The 19,985-nt window shown below is 74.6% G+C and carries 17 protein-coding genes; 10 read left to right on the top strand and 7 right to left on the bottom strand.

Annotated elements, in window-relative coordinates:
* Window positions 1-30: 30 nt before the first annotated feature.
* Window positions 31-1,506, bottom strand: a complete 1,476-nt coding sequence (locus tag RE027_RS05405; RefSeq protein ID WP_368807214.1) for a phenylacetate--CoA ligase family protein — start codon at window positions 1,504-1,506, stop codon at window positions 31-33.
* Here RE027_RS05405 and RE027_RS05400 point away from each other — a divergent pair.
* Window positions 1,505-2,962, top strand: a complete 1,458-nt coding sequence (locus tag RE027_RS05400; RefSeq protein WP_368807213.1) for a mycothione reductase — start codon at window positions 1,505-1,507, stop codon at window positions 2,960-2,962. The two genes, RE027_RS05405 and RE027_RS05400, sit on opposite strands and share 2 nt — an antisense overlap.
* Window positions 2,963-2,983: 21 nt before the next feature.
* On the opposite strand, the gene RE027_RS05395 is transcribed toward RE027_RS05400, so the two are convergent.
* The 3 genes from RE027_RS05395 to RE027_RS05385 all read right to left on the bottom strand — a co-directional run bounded on the left by RE027_RS05395 (window position 2,984) and on the right by RE027_RS05385 (window position 6,238).
* A complete protein-coding gene (locus RE027_RS05395) occupies window positions 2,984-4,882 on the bottom strand; it encodes an AMP-dependent synthetase/ligase (RefSeq protein WP_368807212.1) in 1,899 nt (632 codons plus the stop codon).
* 73 nt (window positions 4,883-4,955) lie between these two features.
* A complete protein-coding gene (locus RE027_RS05390; RefSeq protein ID WP_368807211.1) occupies window positions 4,956-5,384 on the bottom strand; it encodes a hypothetical protein in 429 nt (142 codons plus the stop codon).
* Window positions 5,381-6,238 (bottom strand): alpha/beta hydrolase, encoded by an 858-nt coding sequence (locus RE027_RS05385; RefSeq protein ID WP_368807210.1) that lies wholly within the window; start codon window positions 6,236-6,238, stop codon window positions 5,381-5,383. Before RE027_RS05385 ends, RE027_RS05390 begins: the two co-directional genes overlap by 4 nt.
* 146 nt (window positions 6,239-6,384) lie before the next feature.
* Between RE027_RS05385 and RE027_RS05380 the strand changes: the two genes are divergently transcribed.
* On the top strand, window positions 6,385-7,236 hold the full coding sequence (locus tag RE027_RS05380; protein ID WP_368807209.1) for a lysophospholipid acyltransferase family protein: 852 nt from the start codon (window positions 6,385-6,387) through the stop codon (window positions 7,234-7,236).
* Between the two features lie 41 nt (window positions 7,237-7,277).
* Window positions 7,278-8,672 (top strand): class II 3-deoxy-7-phosphoheptulonate synthase, encoded by a 1,395-nt coding sequence (locus RE027_RS05375; RefSeq protein WP_387919742.1) that lies wholly within the window; start codon window positions 7,278-7,280, stop codon window positions 8,670-8,672.
* A 193-nt stretch (window positions 8,673-8,865) separates the two neighbouring features.
* On the opposite strand, the gene RE027_RS05370 is transcribed toward RE027_RS05375, so the two are convergent.
* Together RE027_RS05370 and RE027_RS05365 are read right to left on the bottom strand one after the other, a co-directional pair.
* Window positions 8,866-10,323: a protein kinase domain-containing protein gene (locus RE027_RS05370; RefSeq protein WP_368807208.1), complete on the bottom strand. Its 1,458-nt coding sequence runs from the start codon at window positions 10,321-10,323 to the stop codon at window positions 8,866-8,868.
* Window positions 10,324-10,367: 44 nt separating this feature from the next.
* Window positions 10,368-11,546 (bottom strand): lytic transglycosylase, encoded by a 1,179-nt coding sequence (locus RE027_RS05365; RefSeq protein ID WP_368807207.1) that lies wholly within the window; start codon window positions 11,544-11,546, stop codon window positions 10,368-10,370.
* A gap of 120 nt (window positions 11,547-11,666) precedes the next feature.
* On the opposite strand from RE027_RS05365, the gene RE027_RS05360 reads away from it, so the two are divergent.
* Entirely contained in the window at window positions 11,667-12,053 is a 387-nt protein-coding gene (locus tag RE027_RS05360; RefSeq protein ID WP_368807206.1) for an Rv2175c family DNA-binding protein, read from the top strand.
* Between the two features lie 81 nt (window positions 12,054-12,134).
* Here the strand turns inward: RE027_RS05360 and RE027_RS05355 are convergent, their stop codons facing one another.
* The gene (locus RE027_RS05355) at window positions 12,135-13,280 is read right to left on the bottom strand and encodes a polyprenyl synthetase family protein (RefSeq protein ID WP_368807205.1); all 1,146 of its coding nucleotides are present in this window, start codon (window positions 13,278-13,280) and stop codon (window positions 12,135-12,137) included.
* Window positions 13,281-13,466: 186 nt separating this feature from the next.
* Between RE027_RS05355 and dinB the strand changes: the two genes are divergently transcribed.
* The 6 genes from dinB to RE027_RS05325 all read left to right on the top strand — a co-directional run bounded on the left by dinB (window position 13,467) and on the right by RE027_RS05325 (window position 19,894).
* Entirely contained in the window at window positions 13,467-14,792 is a 1,326-nt protein-coding gene (gene dinB, locus RE027_RS05350; protein ID WP_368807204.1) for a DNA polymerase IV, read from the top strand.
* A 12-nt stretch (window positions 14,793-14,804) separates the two neighbouring features.
* On the top strand, window positions 14,805-15,179 hold the full coding sequence (locus tag RE027_RS05345; protein ID WP_368807203.1) for an SCO2097 family morphological protein: 375 nt from the start codon (window positions 14,805-14,807) through the stop codon (window positions 15,177-15,179).
* A gap of 318 nt (window positions 15,180-15,497) precedes the next feature.
* Window positions 15,498-15,929: a division/cell wall cluster transcriptional repressor MraZ gene (gene mraZ / locus RE027_RS05340; protein WP_368807263.1), complete on the top strand. Its 432-nt coding sequence runs from the start codon at window positions 15,498-15,500 to the stop codon at window positions 15,927-15,929.
* Window positions 15,930-16,151: 222 nt separating this feature from the next.
* Window positions 16,152-17,153: a 16S rRNA (cytosine(1402)-N(4))-methyltransferase RsmH gene (rsmH, locus tag RE027_RS05335; RefSeq protein WP_368807202.1), complete on the top strand. Its 1,002-nt coding sequence runs from the start codon at window positions 16,152-16,154 to the stop codon at window positions 17,151-17,153.
* The gene (gene ftsL / locus RE027_RS05330; protein ID WP_368807201.1) at window positions 17,150-17,860 is read left to right on the top strand and encodes a cell division protein FtsL; all 711 of its coding nucleotides are present in this window, start codon (window positions 17,150-17,152) and stop codon (window positions 17,858-17,860) included. Before rsmH ends, ftsL begins: the two co-directional genes overlap by 4 nt.
* Window positions 17,861-17,938: 78 nt before the next feature.
* A complete protein-coding gene (locus tag RE027_RS05325) occupies window positions 17,939-19,894 on the top strand; it encodes a peptidoglycan D,D-transpeptidase FtsI family protein (protein WP_368807200.1) in 1,956 nt (651 codons plus the stop codon).
* The last annotated feature ends 91 nt before the right edge of the window (window positions 19,895-19,985 follow it).

The raw sequence follows: 19,985 nt of genomic DNA, 5'->3' as shown, positions 1-19,985 counted from the left end.
GGCGGGCCCACCGGTCGGGGCCCGCCCGGCTCACGCCGACCAGACCTCGCGGAACTTCCCGCTCGGGTCCGGCCGGGGCGGGTCGGGGGAGCGCTCGACGCCGACCGCGCCCAGTCCCCGCTCCGCGAGGAAGGCGCGCACCCGGGCCTCCACCGCGGCGCCGACCCGCCCGGGATCCACGCCCGGCTCGGCCTCCAGCCGCACGGCCAGCGCTCGCGGCCCGGTGCGGACCGCCTGGAACCGGTGCACCCCGGGCGTCTGCCCGACGACTTCCGCGAGCGCCCGGGGCAGGACGGCGACCTCCCGCCCGTCGGCCGAGCGGAACCGCAGGACGTCACCGGCGCGGCCGTCCACCCGGACCGGCGGCAGCGGGCTGCCGCACGGGCACGGTCCGGGCAGGACGGTCACCCGGTCCCCGAGGTCGTAGCGGATCAGGGGCTGGACCCGGTTGGCGAGGTTGGTGACCAGCACGGTGGCGGAGGTCTCGCCCGCCGGCACCGGGCGGCCCGCCTCGTCGACCGGCTCGAGCAGGTACCGGTCGGCGTTGACGTGGAGCACCCCGCGGTGGCACTGCACGGCCAGCCCGGGCACCTCCGAGGCGGCGTACTCGTCGAGGACCGCGCAGCCGAAGGCGTCCCCGATCCGGTGGCGGGCCGCCCCGGAGAGGGTCTCGCCGCCGGCGGCGACCAGCGCGGGCGCGATCCGCAGCCGTCCGGCCCGCAGCTCGTCCGCGAGCACCTCCAGCGTGCTCGGGAAGCCCAGGAGCACCGTCGGGCGGTAGTCGTCGAGCTCTGCCACCAGCTGCGGGACCGGGCGCAGCACGGAGAGCACACGGATCTGCCGCGCCCGGCGGCGGCTCCGCCGGCGCATGGCCTCGGCCGTGCTGACGGCGGCGAAGTGCCCGCCGGTGGCCAGGACCGCGGCGGCGCGCACGCCCTGGCGCAGCACGGGGCCCAGGACGTCGGGGCGCAGGACCGTGCGCCGGGCCCGGACACCCAGCACGGCGCCGGCCACCGTCCACGACGAGCGGTCGTGCACCAGCACGACCGGCTCCCCGCTGGTGCCGGAGGTGGTGAACACCCGGTAGCGGCCGAGGTACAGGGTGCCCACCAGGGACTCGTCGGCCAGGTGGTCGCGGCGCAGGGCCTCCAGGCCGACCTCCGGGTCCGTCACCCACTCGTCGAAGCGGGCCATGAGCGCGCCCTTGCTGACGGGGGGCAGCAGCCGGGGCTCGTCGACGCCGGCCGGCAGGCCACGGTAGAGCGCACGGTAGTACGGCGAGGCGCGCCGCGCGTGCTCGACGAGGCCGGCGAGCCGGGTCCGCTCGCGCCGGGCGACCGCGCCGGGCCCGCCCCGTTCCGTCCGCCACGCGTCCCACGCGGCGGCCGGGGCGCCGAACCCGTCCTGCACCATGCCGCCCTCCCCGCCGTCCCGGTCGCCCCACTGTAGGACGGGCCGTTCCGGTCCACCAGGCCGGACGGCGACCGCGCATAGGATGGGCGGCATGCGGACATTCGACCTCATCATCATCGGCTCCGGCTCCGGCAACTCGATCCTCAACGAGGACTACGAGGGCCTGGACGTGGCCATCATCGACGGAGGGACCTTCGGCGGCACCTGCCTGAACGTGGGCTGCATCCCCACGAAGATGTACGCCTACCCGGCCACACTGGCCCGGCACACGGCGGACGCCGACCGGCTGGGGGTCCGTGCGCAGGTGCAGGACGTGCGCTGGCGGGAGATGCGCGACCGGATCTTCGGGCGGATCGACGCGATCTCCCACGGGGGCCTCGAGTACCGGCGGACGCTGCCGCACGTGACGGTCTACCAGGAGCACGTGCGCTTCACCGGCCCGCGGGTCCTGTGCACCGCCTCGGGCGAGGAGATCACGGCCCCGCAGATCGTGGTGGCCTCGGGCTCCCGTCCGCTCCTCCCCGACGTCCCCGGGATCGACCTGCCGCAGGTGCACACCTCGGACACGGTCATGCGCATCGACGAGCTGCCCCGCCGCGTGGTGGTGGTCGGCGGCGGCTACATCGGCGCCGAGTTCGCCCACGTGTTCTCCAGCCTCGGCTCCCGGGTCACCCAGGTGAACCGCACCCAGCGCATCCTGCGCTACCACGACCCCGAGATCGCCGAGCGGTTCGCGCGGGAGGCCTCCCGGCAGTGGAAGCTCGAGACCGGCTGGACGCTGTCCGAGGTCGAGGAGTGGGACGGCGACGAGTGCGCCGCGATGGTCACCTTCCGCGACCCGCAGGACCCGGAGCTCGTCCTGCGCCTGCCCGCCGACGTCGTGCTGGTGGCCACGGGGCGGCAGCCCAACACGGACGTCCTCGACGCCCGGGCGGGCGGGCTCGACGTGCGCGAGGACGGCCTGCTCGCCGTCGACGAGTACCAGCGGGCCCTCTCCGGCGGAGCGCCGGCCGAGGGCGTGTGGGCGCTGGGGGACATCAGCTCGCCCTACCAGCTCAAGCACGTGGCCAATGCCGAGGCGCGCACGGTCCAGCACAACCTGCTGAACCCGGGCGACCTCCGGGCCTCCGACCACCGCTTCGTCCCCTCGGCCGTGTTCACCAGCCCGCAGATCGCCTCCGTGGGCATGACGCAGGAGGAGGCCGAGCAGTGGGCGGTCGAGCACGGCACCGAGATCACGGTGAAGGTGCAGGACTACGGGGCCACGGCCTACGGGTGGGCCATGGAGGACCGCACAGGACTGTGCAAGCTGATCGCCGAGAAGGGCACTGGCCGGCTGCTGGGGGCCCACCTGATCGGGGAGGAGGCCAGTCTGCTGATCCAGCCGATCGTGCAGGCCATGTCCTTCGGCCTCGACGCCCACACGATGGCCCGGGGCCAGTACTGGATCCACCCGGCGCTGAGCGAGGTCGTGGAGAACGCCCTGCTGGGCCTGGAGGTCCCGGAGCACTCGCCGCTGGGCGCGGAGGAGCTGGTCGGCGGCCGGTGATCCCACCGGCCGCCGCGCGGCTCAGCCCTCGCCGCGGCCCGGCAGGTGCGCCTGGGAGAGCTTCTCCTTGATCCGCTCCGCCGGGGTGGCGGGGGCCGGCTCGGGCGCCGGCCGCGAGTAGATCTCCTCGATCCGGTCCGCGAAGTCCTGGGCGATCTTCGCCCGCTTGATCTTCATGGACGGGGTCAGATGGCCGGAGGCCTCCGTCCAGTCGACGTCGAGGATCTCGAAGGAGCGGATGCTCTCCGCCCGGGAGACGGCCTTGTTGGCCTGGTCGACGATCTCCTGCACGTGCTCCACGATCCTCGGGTGCCGGGCGGCCTCGGTCACGGGCATCGCGGGGTCCAGGCCCATCAGCTCCAGGCGCGCGGGCAGCACGTCCTGGTCCAGGGTCACGAGGGCCGCCACGAACGGGCGGTCGTCGCCGACCACCATCACCTGGGAGACCACGGCCGACGCGCGGATGGGGTCCTCCAGCACGTTCGGCACCACGTTCTTGCCGCCGGCGGTGACGATGATCTCCTTCTTCCGGCCGGTGAGCGTGAGCGCGCCGTCCTCGTCGAGCGAGCCCAGGTCGCCGGTGCGGAACCAGCCGTCCTCGAACGCGGCCGCGGTCAGGTCCTCGCGCCCGTGGTAGCCGCGCATCACGTGCGTGCCGCGGACCTGGACCTCCCCGTCCTCGGCGATCCGGACCTCGTTGCCGGGCAGGGGCAGGCCCACGGTGCCGATCTTGCCGACCTCCGGGGTGTTCACGGCGATCGGGGCGGTCGTCTCGGTGAGGCCGTAGCCCTCGACCACGTACACCCCGATCCCGTTGAAGAAGTGGCCCAGACGGGTCCCGAGGGCCGCTCCGCCGGAGACGGCGTGGGTGACCTCCCCGCCCATCGCCGCCCGCAGCTTCGAGTAGACCAGCCGGTCGTAGAGGGCGTGCCGGGCGCGCAGCAGCGGCAGCACCCGGCCGCTCTGCTCGGCCCGGGAGTGGGCGACCGCGGTGCGCACCGCGCGCTCGAAGATCAGGGCCTTCGCCTTCCCGCCCTTCTCGGACTTGAGCCGGGCGCTCTGGTAGATCTTCTCGAACACGCGCGGCACGGCCAGGATGAACGTGGGACGGAAGGACTCGAGGTCGCCCATGAGGTTCTTCACGTCCGGGGTGTGCGCCAGGACGGTGCCCGAGTACAGGGCGATGACCTCCACGAAGCGGGCGAAGACGTGGGCCAGCGGGAGGAACATCAGGGTGCGGGCCCCGGGGCGGATGATGTCCGAGACCACCAGGGTCGTGTTCTCGCACAGCCGCACGAAGTTCCCGTGGGTGAGCTCGCAGCCCTTGGGCGGGCCGGTGGTGCCGGAGGTGTAGATGATCGTGGCGATGTCCTCGAGCCCGCGCGACGCGCGCCGCGCCTCGAGCTCGTCGTCGGAGACGCCCTCCCCGGAGCGGGCGAGCCCGTCCAGGTCGGCGCCGGTGCCGTCCAGGCGCCAGACCCGCTCCGCCGCCGCGAAGGGCTCCTCGCGGGCGGCCTCGGCGACGGCGTCCTCCAGCTCCTGCGTCTCGACGAAGACCGCCTTCGCGTCGGAGTCGGCCATGATCCACCGGATCTGCTGGGCCGAGGAGGAGTCGTAGACCGGCACCGGGACCGCGCCGGCGTACCAGATCGCGAAGTCCACGAGCGTCCACTCGTACCGGGTGCGGCTGAGGATCCCCACCCGGTCCCCGGGCCCGATGCCCGCCGCCACGAGTCCCTTGGCCACCCCCTGCACCGCTGTGCGGAACTCCCGGGCGCGCACCTCGCGGGAGGACCCGCCCGGTCCCAGGACCGTGTACAGGTGCGGGTCGCCGTCCTTGTCGGCCTGCATCAGCAGGAAGTCGGTGATGCTGCGGTGGACGGGCGGGTCCACGAGGGCGTCGGTTGCGACGTGGCGCATGGGGTTCCTCCTCAGGTTCGGGGTCGGCGTGCCGTTACTGCTCAGTCTAGTGAGTTGGCTCACGCAAATTCGGTCACACGCGGGCGCCGTCGTCATGATCGTCACGGTCCTCGGGCAGGGACGTCAGGAGGTGGCCGATCGCCGTGACCACGGCCACGAGCCCGGCCACGACCGCCCACCAGGGCAGGGACCCGGGCATCAGGCCCAGGACCAGCAGGAGCAGGGGCACGCCGATCAGCACGGTCCAGGACAGGACGGCCCCGGCGCCGAGCCCCTGCGTGACGGGGCCGGGATCGGGGGAGTAGGGCTCGTCGTCGTCCTCCGCGTCCTCCGCCCACGCGGGAGGCCCGCCGAAGACCGCCTCCTCGGGCGACCAGTCCCGGGGCCCGGTGAGGTGCCGGTCCCCGGCCCGGCGGACGTCCTCGAGGCCCGAGACGATCTCCGTCCACTCGTCCTCGGGGCCCGGCCCGGGGCCGCCGGGGGAGCCCGGGCGCGCGCTCATCGTCCGGCTCCTCGTCCGGCGGAGGGAAGGGGCAGACCGGTGACCGGGTTGCGCCCCGCCACGAGGTCGGCGACGAACCGCGCCGACCGGGCGTGCAGGACGTCCGCCTCCCGGTCCAGGGTGGCCACGTGGAAGCTCTCGGTCAGGCGCACGATCTCCACGTCCCCGGCCACGCGCCGCAGCACGTGGGCGTGGGAGGCGTCGGAGACCACGTGGTCGTGCTGCGAGCGCAGGAGCAGGACGGGGGCGGTGACCGCGGGCAGGAGCTTGCGCGTCCTGGCCATGAACCGGCCCAGCTCGGCCACCCCGGCCACCGGGGTGCGCGGATAGGCGTACTCGGTCACGCCCGGGAGGCTGATGTCGTCCGCCACGGAGGGCACGGAGGGCACCGCGCGGCGCAGCGCGGGGGCGAAGCGCGCCGTGCGGCTGACCAGGGACAGAGCGGGGTTCAGGGCCACGACCCCGTCGACCGGCAGGAGCGCGGCCAGGTGCAGGGCGAGCGCGCCGCCCATGGACAGCCCGCAGACCACCACGACGTCGTGCCGCGCGCGCAGCTCCCGGACGTGCCGGGCCGCGTGGTCGCGCCACTGCTCCCACCGCACGGCGGCGAGGTCCTCCCAGCGGGTGCCGTGGCCGGGCAGCAGGGGCCCGACGACATCGGCGCCGGCCTCGTGCAGGGCCCGGCCCCACGGGCGGACGCTGAACGGGACGCCGGTGAAGCCGTGCAGCACGAGCACGCCGACCGGGCCAGCGGCCGGATGGTGGAAGGGAGCTCCGGGGGACCCGGCGGCGGGCGCCGCGGGCCCGGCCACGGCCGGGGCGGGCGGGCGGTGGTCCTCGACCGAATGCGTCATGCGTCCATGATGGCAGGGCGGGGCCCGGACCGGTCCCTCTGGCGCTCGCGGGCGCGCGGACGTGAGAGAATACCGGAGGCCGGACCCGGTCCGAGCGGCACGGACCCCGCGACATCCCGATCAGCACGAATGGAGTCCCCTCCCACATGGTCTACATGTTCTTGAAGCGCTACGTCGTCGGACCCCTGATCAACGCCGCCTTCCGTCCCGAGGTCCACGGCCTGGAGCACGTGCCCGGCGAGGGTCCTGCGATCCTCGCGAGCAACCACCTGTCCGTGTCCGACTCCGTGTTCATGCCCGTGGCCGTGCCGCGCCAGGTGTTCTTCCTCGCGAAGTCCGACTACTTCAACAGCCCCGGCGTCAAGGGCCGCATCATGGCGGTCTTCTTCCGTGCCATCAACCAGATCCCCATGGACCGCTCGGGCGGCCGCGCCAGTGCGAAGTCCCTGAGCAACGGGGGGCGCAAGCTGGCGGAGGGCGAGCTGCTCGGCATCTATCCGGAGGGCACCCGCTCCCCGGACGGGCGGATGTACAAGGGCAAGATCGGCGTGGCCCGGCTCGCCCTCGAGACCGGTGCGCCCGTCGTGCCCGTCGCCATGGTGGGCACCGACAAGGTGCAGCCGCTCGGTGCGCGGCTGCCGCTGCCCCGCCGCTCGGCGCGGGTGGCCACGATCTTCGGGGAACCGCTCGACTTCTCCCGCTACCAGGGCCGCCAGGGCGAGCACGCCCTGCTGCGCGAGGTCACCGACGAGATCATGCACGCCATCCAGGCCCTCTCGGGCCAGGTCCGTGTGGACGTCTACGCGGCCGAGCACAAGAAGCACCTCATGGAGCAGCACCGGCAGGAGACCAAGCAGGCCGCCGTGGAGTTCGTGGACAGCGCCAAGGACCGGGCGCGCACGGCCGCCCACTCCGCGAAGCACGCCGCCGACTCCCTGACCCACCGCGACCGTCCCGCCGCCACGGACGACGACGCGTCGCGACCCACCGCACCCTGATCCCCCGCCCGGGCCCGTCCCGGACGAGACCATAGGAAGACATGATGCTCGACTTCACCGTTCCCGACAGCCTCCGCAACCTGGCCTCCCCCGTGCCCTCGGCGGCCGACTACCCCGGGCTGGACGACTGGCGCGAGCTCTCCGCCGACCAGCAGCCCACGTGGCACGACCACCCCGACTTCGCCACCTCGATCGCGGAGCTCAACGCCGTCCCGCCGCTCGTCTTCGCCGGGGAGGTGGACCAGCTGCGCGAGCGTCTGGCCGAGGTCGCCAGCGGCAGGGCCTTCTTGCTGCAGGGCGGCGACTGCGCCGAGACCTTCGAGGGGGCCACGGCCGACCGGATCAGCGCGCGCGTGAAGACCGTGCTGCAGATGGCCGTGGTGCTCACCTACGGCGCGTCCATGCCGGTCGTGAAGATGGGCCGGATGGCGGGCCAGTTCTCGAAGCCCCGCTCCTCCAACGACGAGACCCGGGACGGCGTGACCCTGCCGACCTTCCGCGGGGAGATGGTCAACGGCTTCGACTTCACCGAGGAGTCCCGCGTCCACGACCCCCGGCGCATGGTGCGCGGCTACCACACCTCCGCGTCCACCCTGAACCTCATCCGGGCGTTCACCACGGGCGGCTTCGCCGACCTGCGCCTGGTGCACGCGTGGAACATGGGCTTCACCACGAACCCCGCCCACGCCCGCTACGAGTCCCTGGCCCGCGAGATCGACCGCGCCGTGAAGTTCATGGACGCGTGCGGCGCGGACTTCGACGCCCTGCGGACCACCGAGTTCTACGCCGGGCACGAGGCGCTGCTGCTGGACTACGAGCGCGCGCTGAGCCGCATCGACTCCCGCACCCACCTGCCGTACGGGACGTCCGGGCACTTCCTGTGGATCGGGGAGCGGACCCGGGAGCTCGACGGCGCCCACGTGGACCTGCTCTCGAAGCTGCGCAACCCCATCGGCGTCAAGCTCGGCCCGAAGACCACCGGGGACGACGCCCTCGCGCTCATCGACAAGCTCGACCCGCAGCGCGAGCCCGGCCGGCTGACCTTCATCACCCGCATGGGGGCGAAGAACATCCGCGAGAAGCTGCCCCCGCTGGTCGAGGCCGTCGAGCGCTCCGGGGCCAAGGTCGTGTGGGTCACCGACCCCATGCACGGCAACACCGTGTCGCTGCCGTCCGGGTACAAGACCCGCAACTTCGACGACGTCGTGGACGAGGTCCGCGGCTTCTTCGAGGTGCACGAGGCCATCGGGTCCTTCCCCGGCGGCATCCACGTGGAGATGACCGGCGACGACGTCGCGGAGTGCCTCGGCGGCGCCGACCCCGTGGACGAGTCCTCGTTCGAGGACCGGTACGAGTCGCTGTGCGACCCGCGGCTGAACCACATGCAGTCCCTCGAGATCGCCTTCCTGGTGGCGGGCTACCTCTCCCGCCGCTGAGCGGGGACCGGGCCGACGGGGCCGGACCGGCCGTCCGCTGCTGGACGGTCCGGCCCGGCCCCGTCCGTCGTCCGGGAGGAGCACGTGGCTGAGGGGCGGCGAGGCTCTCCGCGGGGCTCCGGCCGCCCGGAGGAGTCGTCCGCCCGGAGGAGTCGTCCGCCGCCGGGGCGGCGAGCTCGGGTGCGGTGCTCCGCTACGGGCCGGTCGAGACGAACAGGACGACCTGCTCCGCGGGACGCACGGTGGCCGCCGCGCCCGGGTCGGTGCCGATCACGGTGCCCGCGGGGGCCAGCGGGTCGGGGGTCTCGTGCACGGCCACGTTCTCGAGCCCGGCGCCGGCCAGGTACTGGCGGGCCAGCTCCGGGCCGGTCCCGCGGACCTCCGGCACGCTCGCGGTCCCGCCCGGGCCGGAGCCGATCAGCCAGCCCAGGAACGCCGCCGCGGCCACCGCCAGCGCGGCCAGCGCCAGGTGCGCGGCCGTGCGCAGCGGACGCGCCGGGCGCAGCTCGACCTCGGGCCGCCACGGGTCGGACGAGCCGCCCGGGTGCACCCCGCCCGGCCGTGCTGCCGGGTCCGAGCGGTGCAGGGCCTCGGTCGCGGCCGCGGACGGGCGGAGGACCTCCGTGGCGGCGCCGGTCCGGCCGATCGCCTCGGTCGGTGCCGTCGGCGGGCCCAGCGTCTCCCTCCGGGAGCCCTGGCCTCCGGCCCCGGTGCCCGAGGTCTCGCTCCGGGTGCCTGCGGGGACCTGGGCCTGCACGGGTGCGCCGCCGCGCGGCGGACGGTGCACCGGAGCGCGGTCCAGCTCCTCCGGGCGCAGCTGTGCCCGGACCGCCCGCAGCCGCCCGAGGAGGTCCCCGGCGTCCGCGGGACGGTGCTCCGGGTCCCGGGCCGTGGCCCGGGCCACGAGACGGGCCAGGGCGGCCGGCACGCCGGGCTCGAGGGAGCGCAGGTCCGGGATCCCGCCCTCGGCGTGGGCGCGGGCCACGGCGAGCGGGGTCCCCTCGAAGGGGCGGCGCCCGCACAGGAGCTCGAAGAGCACGATCCCCGCCGAGTAGACGTCCGCCCGCGTGTCCACCCGCCGCCCGGTGACGAGCTCCGGGGAGGCGTAGCCGACGGTGCCGAGCACGCTCCCGCTCGCGGTGTGCTGGTCGACCGCCCGGGTGAGGCCGAAGTCCGCCACGGTGACCCGGCCGCCGGCCGCGATCAGCACGTTCTCCGGCTTGACGTCGCGGTGCACCAGTCCTGCCCGGTGGGCCGCGGCGAGCCCGTCCACGGCGGCCTCCATCACCTCCAGCGCCTCGCGGGGGGTGAGGGCGCCGCGCCGGCGCAGCAGGTCCCGCAGCGTGGAGCCCTCCACGTGCTCCATGACGAGGTAGGGCACCCCGTCCGGGGCGTGGCCCTGGTCGAGCACGGAGACGACGTGGGGGTGGGACAGCCGCGCCGCGGCCCGTGCCTCGCGCACGAAGCGCTCGGCGGCGGCCGGGTCCTCGGCCAGGTGCGGGTGCATGAGCTTGACGGCGACGGTGCGCTCGAGGCGCGTGTCGACCGCGCGGTACACGGTGGCCGTGCCGCCGCGGGCGATCCGGGGGCCGAGCTCGTACCGGCCCTCCAGGAGGGGGCCGGTCAGGTGGTCGGGGAGCGCGTGCTGCACGGGATCAGTCTAGGCCCCGGCGCTGTGCGGCCCCTGAGCCGGGTTCACCCGCCGAACGACCGGCGGTGGGCCTTGACGCTCTTGACGTACTTCTTGGTGTCGTCGTACATCCCGTACTTCTTCACCCCGTGCAGGCCCTGGTAGTACGCGGCGATGGCCACGTCGGTGCTGGGGGCGCTGCGGCCGAGCTGGCGGATGATCGCGACGCCCGCGGTGGCGTTGTCGTGCGGGTCGATCAGGTCGAGCCGGCGGCCCACCAGCCCGGACGCCCACTCGCCGGCGTCCGGGATGACCTGCATGGTGCCCACGGCGTCGGCGGGGGACACCGCCCGGTGGTCGAACCCGGACTCCTGCTGGGCGTGGGCCAGCGCGAGGGCCGGGTCCACGCCCATCCGCACCGCGGTGTCGTGGACGATCTGCCGCATCTGCTCCCGGGACGGAGCCGGCCGGGAGGCGAGCTGCTCGTGGTGGCGGTTGGCGGACTCCACCACGTCCCGCTCGTACGTGCGGCCGAGGAACGTGTCCCCGACGGCCTGCTCGGGCGCGGCCGCGGGCTCCGGCGCGGGCTTCGCCGCCGCGTCCGGGACGGCCGCGGGCCGGGCCGGAGCGCCGCCGGCCACCGACAGCCTCTGACCGGGGCGCAGGAGGGAGCCGACGGTGAGGTCGTTCGTGTCGAGGAGGTCCTGGACCGACACGTCGTGGGCCTGCGCGATGCTCCAGAAGGAGTCGCCGGAGCGCACGACGTAGTCCGCGCGCGCGGCGCGGTCCTCCGGGGCGGCGTCCTCGGCCGGCTCGGGCCCCGGGGCGTCCGGGCCGGCCAGCCGCAGGGTCTGTCCCGGCAGCAGCAGTGCGGCTCCGGACAGGTCGTTCCACCGCATGAGCTCGTCCACGGCGACACCGTGGTGCTGGGCGACCGCCCACAGGGAGTCGCCGGGGGCCACGGTGTGCTCGGCGGACTTCGACGTCCCCTGCCCGAGGACGAGGGGCGTCGGGGCCACCTGGGAGGTCTGCACCGGCGCGGCGTGGGCCACGGTGCCCCCGCCCAGCGCGGCCATGGCGGCGACGGCGGTCACCGCCGAGCCCGTCCTCGCGCGGCGGGCCCACCGGGGGGAGCGGTCGTCCCGGGTCCCGGGGCGCTCGGCCGGGCCGTCGGGGCGGGAAGCGGGGGAGCAGTGCGGTGCGTCGTTCGGGTCGGTCGTGTCGCTGTCGGGGGGATACGGCATGAAGTGGCTCTCTGACGCTGATCGGGGAAGAGGCGGAGGTCTCAGCGGTCTCCGCGGGTCCGAGCATACCGTGACGGGCCCGCGTGGCACGGGCACCGGCGGACGTGGCACCCTGGGACCGTGAAGAAGACATCCGGAAACACCACCGAGGAGTTCGACCGCCTGGACGGGCTCGTCCAGGACTGGCTGCCCCTGCCCGACGTCGCCGAGCGGCTCGGGCTCGTGGTCACGCGCGTCCACGGCCTCATCGACGACGGGACGCTGCTCGCCGTGCGCAACCCGCACGACAACATCCGACGGGTCCCGGCCGCGTTCCTGCTGGACGGCGCCGTGCTCGACTCCCTGAAGGGCACGGTGGCGGTCCTGCGGGACTCCGGGTACACCGACGTCGAGGCGATCGCCTGGCTGTTCACCGAGGACGAGTCCCTGCCGGGCCGCCCCGTCGACGCCCTGCGCGACGGGCGCAAGACGGAGATCCGCCGCCGGGCCCAGGCCCTGGGCTGGTGACCCGTGGGCCCCGGCGGGTCGGCTCGCCGGGGCCCACGGGGCACTGCCGCGCCCCCTGCCGCGCCTGCCCGGCGGGACGGCTCACGAGGAGCGGCGCACCGCCGCCGCGGCGAGTCCCCGCAGCGCGGCCAGGGGCACCGGCCCGGCCCCGAGCCGGTCCAGGGCCGCGAAGGCCTCCTCGCTCAGCCCGTCGATGAGCTCCTCCGTGGCGCGCAGGGCGCCGCAGCCCGTGATCAGCGCGCGGAGCTCCTCGACGTCCTCCTCGGTGAGCTCCGGCCGGCCCAGGGCGGCCTCGAGCCGGGCGATCTGCTCCTCGTCGCCCAGCCGGCGCACGTAGCCCACGAGCACCGTGCGCTTGCCCTCGCGCAGGTCGTCCCCGGCGGGCTTGCCGGTGGTGGCCGGATCGCCGAACACGCCCAGGATGTCGTCGCGCAGCTGGAACGCCTCGCCCAGCGGCAGCGCGAACGCCGAGCACCGCTCGAGCTCGGCCTCCGGGGCCCCCGCGAGGGCGGCACCGAGGACCACCGGGTGCTCCACCGAGTACTTCGCGGACTTGTACCGGATCACGTCCAGGGCCCGCTGCACGGCGCCCGCCCGGTCCTGGCCCGCCCCGGCGACCTCGCCCTGCACGTCGAGGTACTGCCCGACCATCACCTCCGAGCGCATGAGGTCGAAGACGGCCCGCGCCCGCGGGGCCCCCGGGGCGGCGGCCCCGGCGAACAGCTGCTCGCTCCAGGACAGGCACAGGTCCCCGGACAGGATCGCGGCCGCGAGGCCGAACGCCGGGCCGTCCAGGGACCAGCCCCGCTCGGCGTGCAGGGACTCGAAGCGCCGGTGGACGCTGGGCGCGCCGCGGCGCGTGTCCGACCGGTCGATGACGTCGTCGTGGATCAGGGCGGCGGACTGGAAGAGCTCCAGCGCCGCCCCGGCCCGGACCACCGCGGCGTCCTCCGGGTCGCCGCCCGCCGCCCGCCAGCCCCAGTAGCACAGCCGAGCGCGCAGCCGCTTGCCCCCGGCGGAGAGCGCGGCGACGGCCTCCAGCAGCGGCAGGGTCTCCGCCGAGATGCCGCCGAGGACCTCCCGCTGCCCCGCGAAGAAGTGCTCCAGCTCGGCGTGCAGCCGGTCGACGAAGCGCGCGTCCTCGGCACGGAAGGCGTCCTCCGGCGCCCCGTGCGGCACGGAGCGGGGGGGTGCGCCGGACGGATGCGGCAGGGACGGTGGCGTCATGGGCGGGTCGACCTCGATCTCGGGCGGCGGGGGACGGGCCGGGCGGCCGTCCGCGGTCTCCGGCCAGCCTAGCGAAGGGCCGTTCCCGACGCCCCGCCCCGGCCCGGGCGGGCGCCGTGGGCACGATGTCCGGACCGGGGCCTATGCTGTGCCGGACGCGAGAGCCGGACGCGAGAGGAGGACGGGGTGACCGAGACGCCGAAGGACCGGCTGGACCGCTGGCGGGCGTGCGCCGTGATGCACGTCGACATGGACATGTTCTACGTCGGTGTGGAGCTGCTCGCGGCCCCGCAGCTGCGGGGCCGGCCCGTCGTCGTGGCGGGCGCGGGCAACCGCTCCGTCGTCCTCTCCGCCTCCTACGAGGCGCGGGCGTTCGGCGTGCGCTCGGGCATGCCCCTGGCCCGGGCCCGCGCCATGTGCCCGGGCGCCGTCCTGATCGAGCCGCACCGCGGTGCCTACGAGGCCTACTCGCGACGGGTCATGGCCATGTTCGCGGAGATCACCGACCGCGTGGAGCAGATCAGCGTGGACGAGGCCTTCGTGGACGTCTCCGGGGCCGTCCGGCGTCTCGGCCCGCCGGTGGGCATCGCCCGTGCGCTGCGCGCCCGGGTGCAGGAGGAGCTGGGGCTCACGGCCTCCGTGGGCATCGGGGTCAACAAGACCGTCGCGAAGATCGCCTCCACCCGCTCCAAGCCGGACGGGCTGCTGCTCGTCCAGCCGGAGGACACGCTCGCGTTCCTCGCGGAGCTGCCGGTCACCGCCCTGTGGGGCGTCGGCGGACGCACGGCGGAGGCCCTCGTCGGCGCCGGCCTGCGCCGGGTCGGGGACCTCGCGGCGGCGCCGCTGCCGGAGCTGACCCGCGTGGTCGGCCGGGCGGCGGGCCACCACCTGCACGAGCTGGCGAACGGCCGGGACCCGCGCCCGGTGGTCCCCGTGCGGGAGGAGAAGAGCGTGGGCGCGGAGGAGACCTTCCCCCACGACGTCTCCGACGACCGGGTGCTGCGCGAGACCCTGCTCCGCCTCGCCCACCGGACCGCCTCGCGGCTGCGGCGCCACGGCCTGCGCGCCCGCCGGGTGGGGCTCAAGCTGCGCTACGCGGACTTCACGACCATCACCCGCTCGCGCACCCTGTCCCAGCCGTTCACCTCCGCGCACGACCTCCTCCAGCACGGCGTGGGCCTGCTCGAGGAGCTGGGGGAGCGGCCGCAGGCCGTGCGGCTCATCGGCGTCCGGGCCGAGGCCCTGGAGCAGGCCACGGGCGCCCTGCAGCTGAGCCTGGACGGCCGCGAGGAGGAGTGGGGGGCGGCCGAGGAGGCCATGGACCGGGTGCACGCCCGCTTCGGGTCGGACCGGCTGGGCCCGGCACGGCTGCTGCCCACCGGACCGCGGCACCAGCAGGGCGATTCCAAGGGTGTTGACAGCCGCGCGCGCGGTGCAAAATCGGCAGCCGACGGTCTATCCTGGTATCAGGCGGCGCCGGAACAGCCGGGGATTTCCGCACCCGAAGGATAGAGGAGGGCTACCGTGCCACTGTCCGAGCACGAGCAACAGCTCTTGGCCCAGCTCGAGAAGCAGCTCCACGCGGACGACCCGCGGTTCGTGACGAGCATGGGATCCCGTGCCGTGAAGGGAGCCTCCACCCGGAACATCGTCCTCGGGATCGTGATCGCCGTCGTCGGCCTGCTCGTCCTCCTCGGCGGAGTCGTCCTCAAGTCCGTCCTGCTGGGAGTGCTGGGCTTCGTCGTCATGGGCGCCGGCGTCTATGTCGCCACGTTGCGCTCCGGCAAGCCCCGCTCCGACGGCGCGGGAGGCAAGGCAGGACCGCCTCGGCGCTCCTCGCCGTTCCTGCAGAACCTGGAGCAGCGCTGGGACCAGCGCAACTCCGGCGGCCAGCCCTAGCCCGCCGACCCGCAGGGACCCCGCCCTCCACGACCCACCACCCCGCACCACTTCCGATCGGCTCCCCGGCGTCCCGCCGGGGAGCTTCTTCGTGCCGGGGCCCTCCCGCCGCCGGATCCCTCCACCGCCCGCCCCACTTCCCTCCCCGCCGGCACCGCGCCCCGCCGCACCTGCGGCGACGCCGGCAGGGCGCCCCGCCGGCGCCGCGCCACGCCGTGCCGGGCGGGGCCCGTGTTCGTTGACCGGGGAGTGAAGTGGAGTAAAGTGGGGCGAAGAGAAGGATCTGGGAGAACTCTCGGGCTGGAGAGGGCGGTGAGCATGTTTCTCGGAACGTACTCACCCCGTCTCGATGAGAAGGGCCGTCTGATCCTGCCGGCGAAATACCGGGAGGAGCTCGCCGAGGGACTGGTCCTGACGCGCGGCCAGGAGCGGTGCCTGTACGTCTTCAGCACCCGTGAGTTCGAGCGGGTCCACGAGCAGCTGAGGGCGGCACCGCTGTCCTCGAAGCAGGCCCGGGACTACATCCGGGTCTTTCTCTCGGGTGCCTCCGACGAGGTCCCGGACAAGCAGGGCCGCGTCACCATTCCGCCGCCGCTGCGGGAGTACGCCGGGCTGGACCGGGAGCTCGCAGTGATCGGCGCGGGCACCCGGGCGGAGATCTGGGACGCCCAGGCGTGGAACGAGTACCTGAACGAGAAGGAGGCCGTCTTCTCCGAGACCGAGGAGGAAGTGGTGCCCGGGCTCTTCTGAGCGCAGGGTCGCCGACCACCACCGCGAGGCGCGGAACCGCTTCCCGGATGAGATCTCCAGCCGCACAGCCGTCACCGTCCTGACTCAACTTCCCCTGAGCCAGGCCGGATTCGAGGGAGGGCCAGCGGATGGGGTTCTGATCCTGGAACGCCTGCGGCCGCACCACGGCGTCGACCCGGCGCCGGCCACCCCGACCGACCGACCGCCGAAGAGAGAGGGCCCATGGCGCAACGCCCAGCCGAGCAGCTCCACGTCCCCGTCCTGCTCGAGCGCTGCCTGGACCTGATGGCTCCCGCGCTCGCCGAGGACGGTGCCGTGGCGGTGGACGCGACGATGGGCATGGGCGGTCACTCCGAGGCGCTGCTGCGCCGCTTCCCCGGGCTGCAGCTCGTCGCCGTCGACCGGGACCCGCAGGCCCACGCGCTGGCCGGCCCGCGCCTGGCCCCGTTCGGAGACCGGTTCCACCCGGTGCACACCACCTACGATCGGATCCCGGAGGCCCTGGCCCAGCACGGCTTCGACCACGCGGACGCCGTCCTGTTCGACCTCGGCGTCTCGTCCCTGCAGCTGGACGAGCGGGAGCGCGGCTTCGCCTACTCCTACGACGCACCCCTCGACATGCGCATGGACTCCACCGCGCCGGTCACGGCCCGGGACGTGGTCAACGACTACAGCGAGGCGGACCTGCGCCGGATCCTGCGCGACTGGGGCGAGGAGCGCTTCGCGGCCCGGATCGCCCGGGCCCTCGTCGAGCGCCGGGCGCAGGCCCCGCTGCGGACCACGGGCGAGCTCGTGGAGGTCGTCCGCGCGGTGGTCCCGCAGGGGGTCCAGCACCGCAAGGGCCACCCGGCCAAGCAGACCTTCCAGGCGCTGCGGATCGAGGTCAACGAGGAGCTCGACGTCCTGCGCCGGGCGATCCCCGCGGCGCTGGACGCCGTGCCCGTCGGCGGGCGGGTCGTGGCGATGAGCTACCACTCCCTGGAGGACCGGATCGTGAAGCAGGCCTTCGCCCGGGGGGCCACCTCCACGGCGCCCAAGGGCTTCCCCGTGGAGCTCGACGAGCACAAGCCCACGCTGCGGATCCTCACCCGCGGCACCGAGACCCCGACCCCCCGGGAGATCGACGAGAACCCTCGGGCCGCCTCCGCGCGTCTGCGGGCGGCCGAACGGATCCGGCAGAACCCACCGCACCCATCACAGAACGCGCAGAGGTACAAGGCATGAGCGGCACCGGACTCCAGCGACGACCGGCCCGTCCGGCCCCTCCGCGCAGCGGCATCGGCGCCTGGGCGGCCCGGCGCGGCCAGCGCCCGCCGGTGGAGGGCAGCTCCGCCCGCCAGTTGGAGACCCCGGCCCCGCCCTCGCCGGGGACCGGCGGCTCCACCCGCGCGCCCCTGTCCGTGGTGCCCGGCCGGGCCCGGCGCGGACGGGTCTCGGCCGTGGTGCTCAGCCTGATCGCCCTCGTGGTCGCCCTGGCCTCGATCCTGGTCCTGAACATCCAGATCTCCGGCGGCCAGTACCGGCTCGTCGAGCTGCGCGCCCAGGAGCAGGCGCTCAGCCAGCAGAACGAGGCCCTCACGCAGGACCTGGAGTTCTACGGGGCCCCGCAGCACCTCGCCGTGATGGCCCTGGACCTCGGCATGGTCCCCGCCCAGGGCTCGGGCACCGTGGACCTCACGACCGGGTCGGTCGAGGGCGACCCGCTGCCCGCGCAGCCGCAGGAGAACCACGAGATCCTGGTCGACCGGGCGCACCAGACCGGTTCGGAGGCCGCGGACCGCGCCGCCCAGCGCGCGGAGGAGCGCGAGCAGGAGAAGGCGGAGCAGGAGCGCGAGGACGCCGAGCGGCGGGCCCGTGAGGACTCGGCCCCCGCCGGGGAGCTCGGCGGGGGGTCCCTGCCGGCCCCCCAGCAGCGCCTCCCCGGGGAGTGAGCGGGGCGCAGGTCCCCGCCCCCGCACGCAGCACCTCCCCGGAAACCCCCCAGCCGAGACCAGGAACGAGGCAGACACGTGGCACGCGCACGCTCGACGTCGACGGGTGACACCCCCGGCTCCCTCGGCATCGGCCGCAGCCACATCGGCATCGTCCTCGTGCTCGGCCTGCTCGTGGTGCTGGGGCTGCGCCTCGTGTGGGTGCAGGGCTTCGACGTCGCCGGGCGGGCCGAGGCCGCCGCCACGGACCGCTCCCGCACCGAGGTGGTCCCCGCGCTGCGCGGGGAGATCCGCGACACCGACGGCAACGTGCTCGCCCGCACCCTCCAGCGCTACGACGTGACGGTCGACCAGAGCAAGGTCCGCGAGTTCCAGCGCCTCCAGGCGGACGGCACCGCCGAGACCGTCACGCCCACGCAGGCCGTGTACCAGCTCGCCGACGCCCTCGAGCTCGAGGACACCGAGGTCAAGAAGTCCCTCGACGGCGAGAAGCAGTTCGAGTACGTCGCCCGCGGCGTCACGCCCGAGCAGTGGAACACCGTGCGGGAGCTGGACCTGCCCTACGTCTACGGCCAGCCGTCCTCGGACCGGATCTACCCCAACGGACCCGTGGCCGGCAGCGTGGTCGGCTTCATGGGCGGCGACGACGAGGCCCTGGGCGGGATCGAGCAGACCCAGGACGAGCTGCTGCGGGGCACCGACGGCAGCCGCACCTTCGAGATCAGCGCCGACGGCGTGCGCATCCCGGTGGCTCCCACGGAGGAGAGCCCCGTGACGGACGGCTCCTCGGTGCAGCTGTCCATCGACAGCGACGTCCAGTTCATCGCCCAGCAGGCCGTCACCGAGCGCACCGAGGAGCTCGGCGCCGACTGGGGCACCGCCGTGGTGATGCGCATCGAGGACGGCGCGGTGCTCGGACTGGCCGACTCCTCGACGGTCGACCCCAACGACCTCGGGTCCGCGGCCCCGGAGGACCTCGGGGCCCGGGCCGTGACCCAGGCCGTGGAGCCGGGGTCCACCCAGAAGATCCTCACGGCCGCGGCCGCCGTGGAGGAGGGCCTCGTCACCCCCCGGACGGAGATCACGGTCCCGCCGTTCCTGGAGATCGACGGCGAGAAGATCACCGACTCCTTCGACCACGACGAGCAGGACCGCACGTTCGCCGGGATCATCGCCGACTCGATGAACACCGGCACCGTGATGGTCGGCAGCAAGCTCTCCCCGGAACAGCGCCACGCGTGGCTGCAGCGCTTCGGGGTGGGCGAGACCACGGGGATCGAGCTGCCGGGGGAGTCCCGGGGCATCCTCGCCCCGGTCGACCAGTGGGACAAGCGCCAGCAGTACACCGTCCTCTTCGGCCAGGGCGTGTCCCAGACGCCCCTGCGCACCGCCACCGTCTTCCAGGCGATCGCCAACGGGGGCGTCCAGGTGGAGCCGCGCGTCGTCGAGGCCGTCGTCGACGCCGACGGCACGCGCACCCCGGTGGAGCGCCCGGAGGGGGAGCGCATCGTCTCCGAGGAGACGGCGCAGCAGATCCTGGACCTCATGGAGGTCACCGTCACCGAGGGCGGGGCCAAGGAGGCCGCCGTCGAGGGCTACCGCGTGGGCGGCAAGACCGGCACCGCCGAGGCCCCCGGCGCGGAGGGCGGCTACGACGGCTACACGACCTCCTTCGTGGGCGTGGCGCCCATCGAGGACCCGCAGTACCTCGTGGCCGTGACCCTGCAGCGGCCCGAGGGTGACGTCCGCACCATCGGGGCCACCGGCACGTTCAGCAAGATCATGGGCCAGGTGCTGCGCCACTACGGCGTCCCGCCCTCGACGACCGATCCCGTGGAGATCCCGCTGCGCACCGACGAGCCCGAGAAGACCGCGCCCGAGGACGCCCCGCCGGACGTCGTCGGGACGGACGACGCCACGGACGACACCGGGGACAGCACCACGGAGGGCACCACGGCCACCCCTGACCCGAGCGCCACCGCGAGCGGGTCCGCCTCCCCGAGCCCGTCCCGGCCGGCCGACGAGGGCGACTAGACTTCCGTATCGCTGTGCCCGGACACCCCCTGGGCGCCTCCCCCCAGCACCCCGGCGGCCCACCCACCCGCCCCCAGACCACGAAGGACGT

It is taken from the genome of Kocuria sabuli (genome assembly GCF_040981185.1).
GTDB lineage: Bacteria > Actinomycetota > Actinomycetes > Actinomycetales > Micrococcaceae > Kocuria > Kocuria sabuli.
Note: the sequence above shows the minus strand (reverse complement) of the source record. Positions and strands in the feature narration are given on the sequence as shown.

Excerpts from the sequence above, each read along its gene's own strand:
- mraZ (WP_368807263.1), top strand. The coding sequence starts at position 15,498 with ATGTTTCTCGGAACGTACTCACCCCGTCTCGATGAGAAGGGCCGTCTG.
- RE027_RS05375 (WP_387919742.1), top strand. The coding sequence starts at position 7,278 with ATGATGCTCGACTTCACCGTTCCCGACAGCCTCCGCAACCTGGCCTCC.
- rsmH (WP_368807202.1), top strand. The coding sequence starts at position 16,152 with ATGGCGCAACGCCCAGCCGAGCAGCTCCACGTCCCCGTCCTGCTCGAG.
- RE027_RS05365 (WP_368807207.1), bottom strand. The coding sequence starts at position 11,546 with ATGCCGTATCCCCCCGACAGCGACACGACCGACCCGAACGACGCACCG.
- RE027_RS05355 (WP_368807205.1), bottom strand. The coding sequence starts at position 13,280 with ATGACGCCACCGTCCCTGCCGCATCCGTCCGGCGCACCCCCCCGCTCC.
- RE027_RS05380 (WP_368807209.1), top strand. The coding sequence starts at position 6,385 with ATGGTCTACATGTTCTTGAAGCGCTACGTCGTCGGACCCCTGATCAAC.
- RE027_RS05400 (WP_368807213.1), top strand. The coding sequence starts at position 1,505 with ATGCGGACATTCGACCTCATCATCATCGGCTCCGGCTCCGGCAACTCG.
- RE027_RS05405 (WP_368807214.1), bottom strand. The coding sequence starts at position 1,506 with ATGCCGCCCATCCTATGCGCGGTCGCCGTCCGGCCTGGTGGACCGGAA.
- RE027_RS05385 (WP_368807210.1), bottom strand. The coding sequence starts at position 6,238 with ATGACGCATTCGGTCGAGGACCACCGCCCGCCCGCCCCGGCCGTGGCC.
- RE027_RS05390 (WP_368807211.1), bottom strand. The coding sequence starts at position 5,384 with ATGAGCGCGCGCCCGGGCTCCCCCGGCGGCCCCGGGCCGGGCCCCGAG.
- ftsL (WP_368807201.1), top strand. The coding sequence starts at position 17,150 with ATGAGCGGCACCGGACTCCAGCGACGACCGGCCCGTCCGGCCCCTCCG.
- RE027_RS05395 (WP_368807212.1), bottom strand. The coding sequence starts at position 4,882 with ATGCGCCACGTCGCAACCGACGCCCTCGTGGACCCGCCCGTCCACCGC.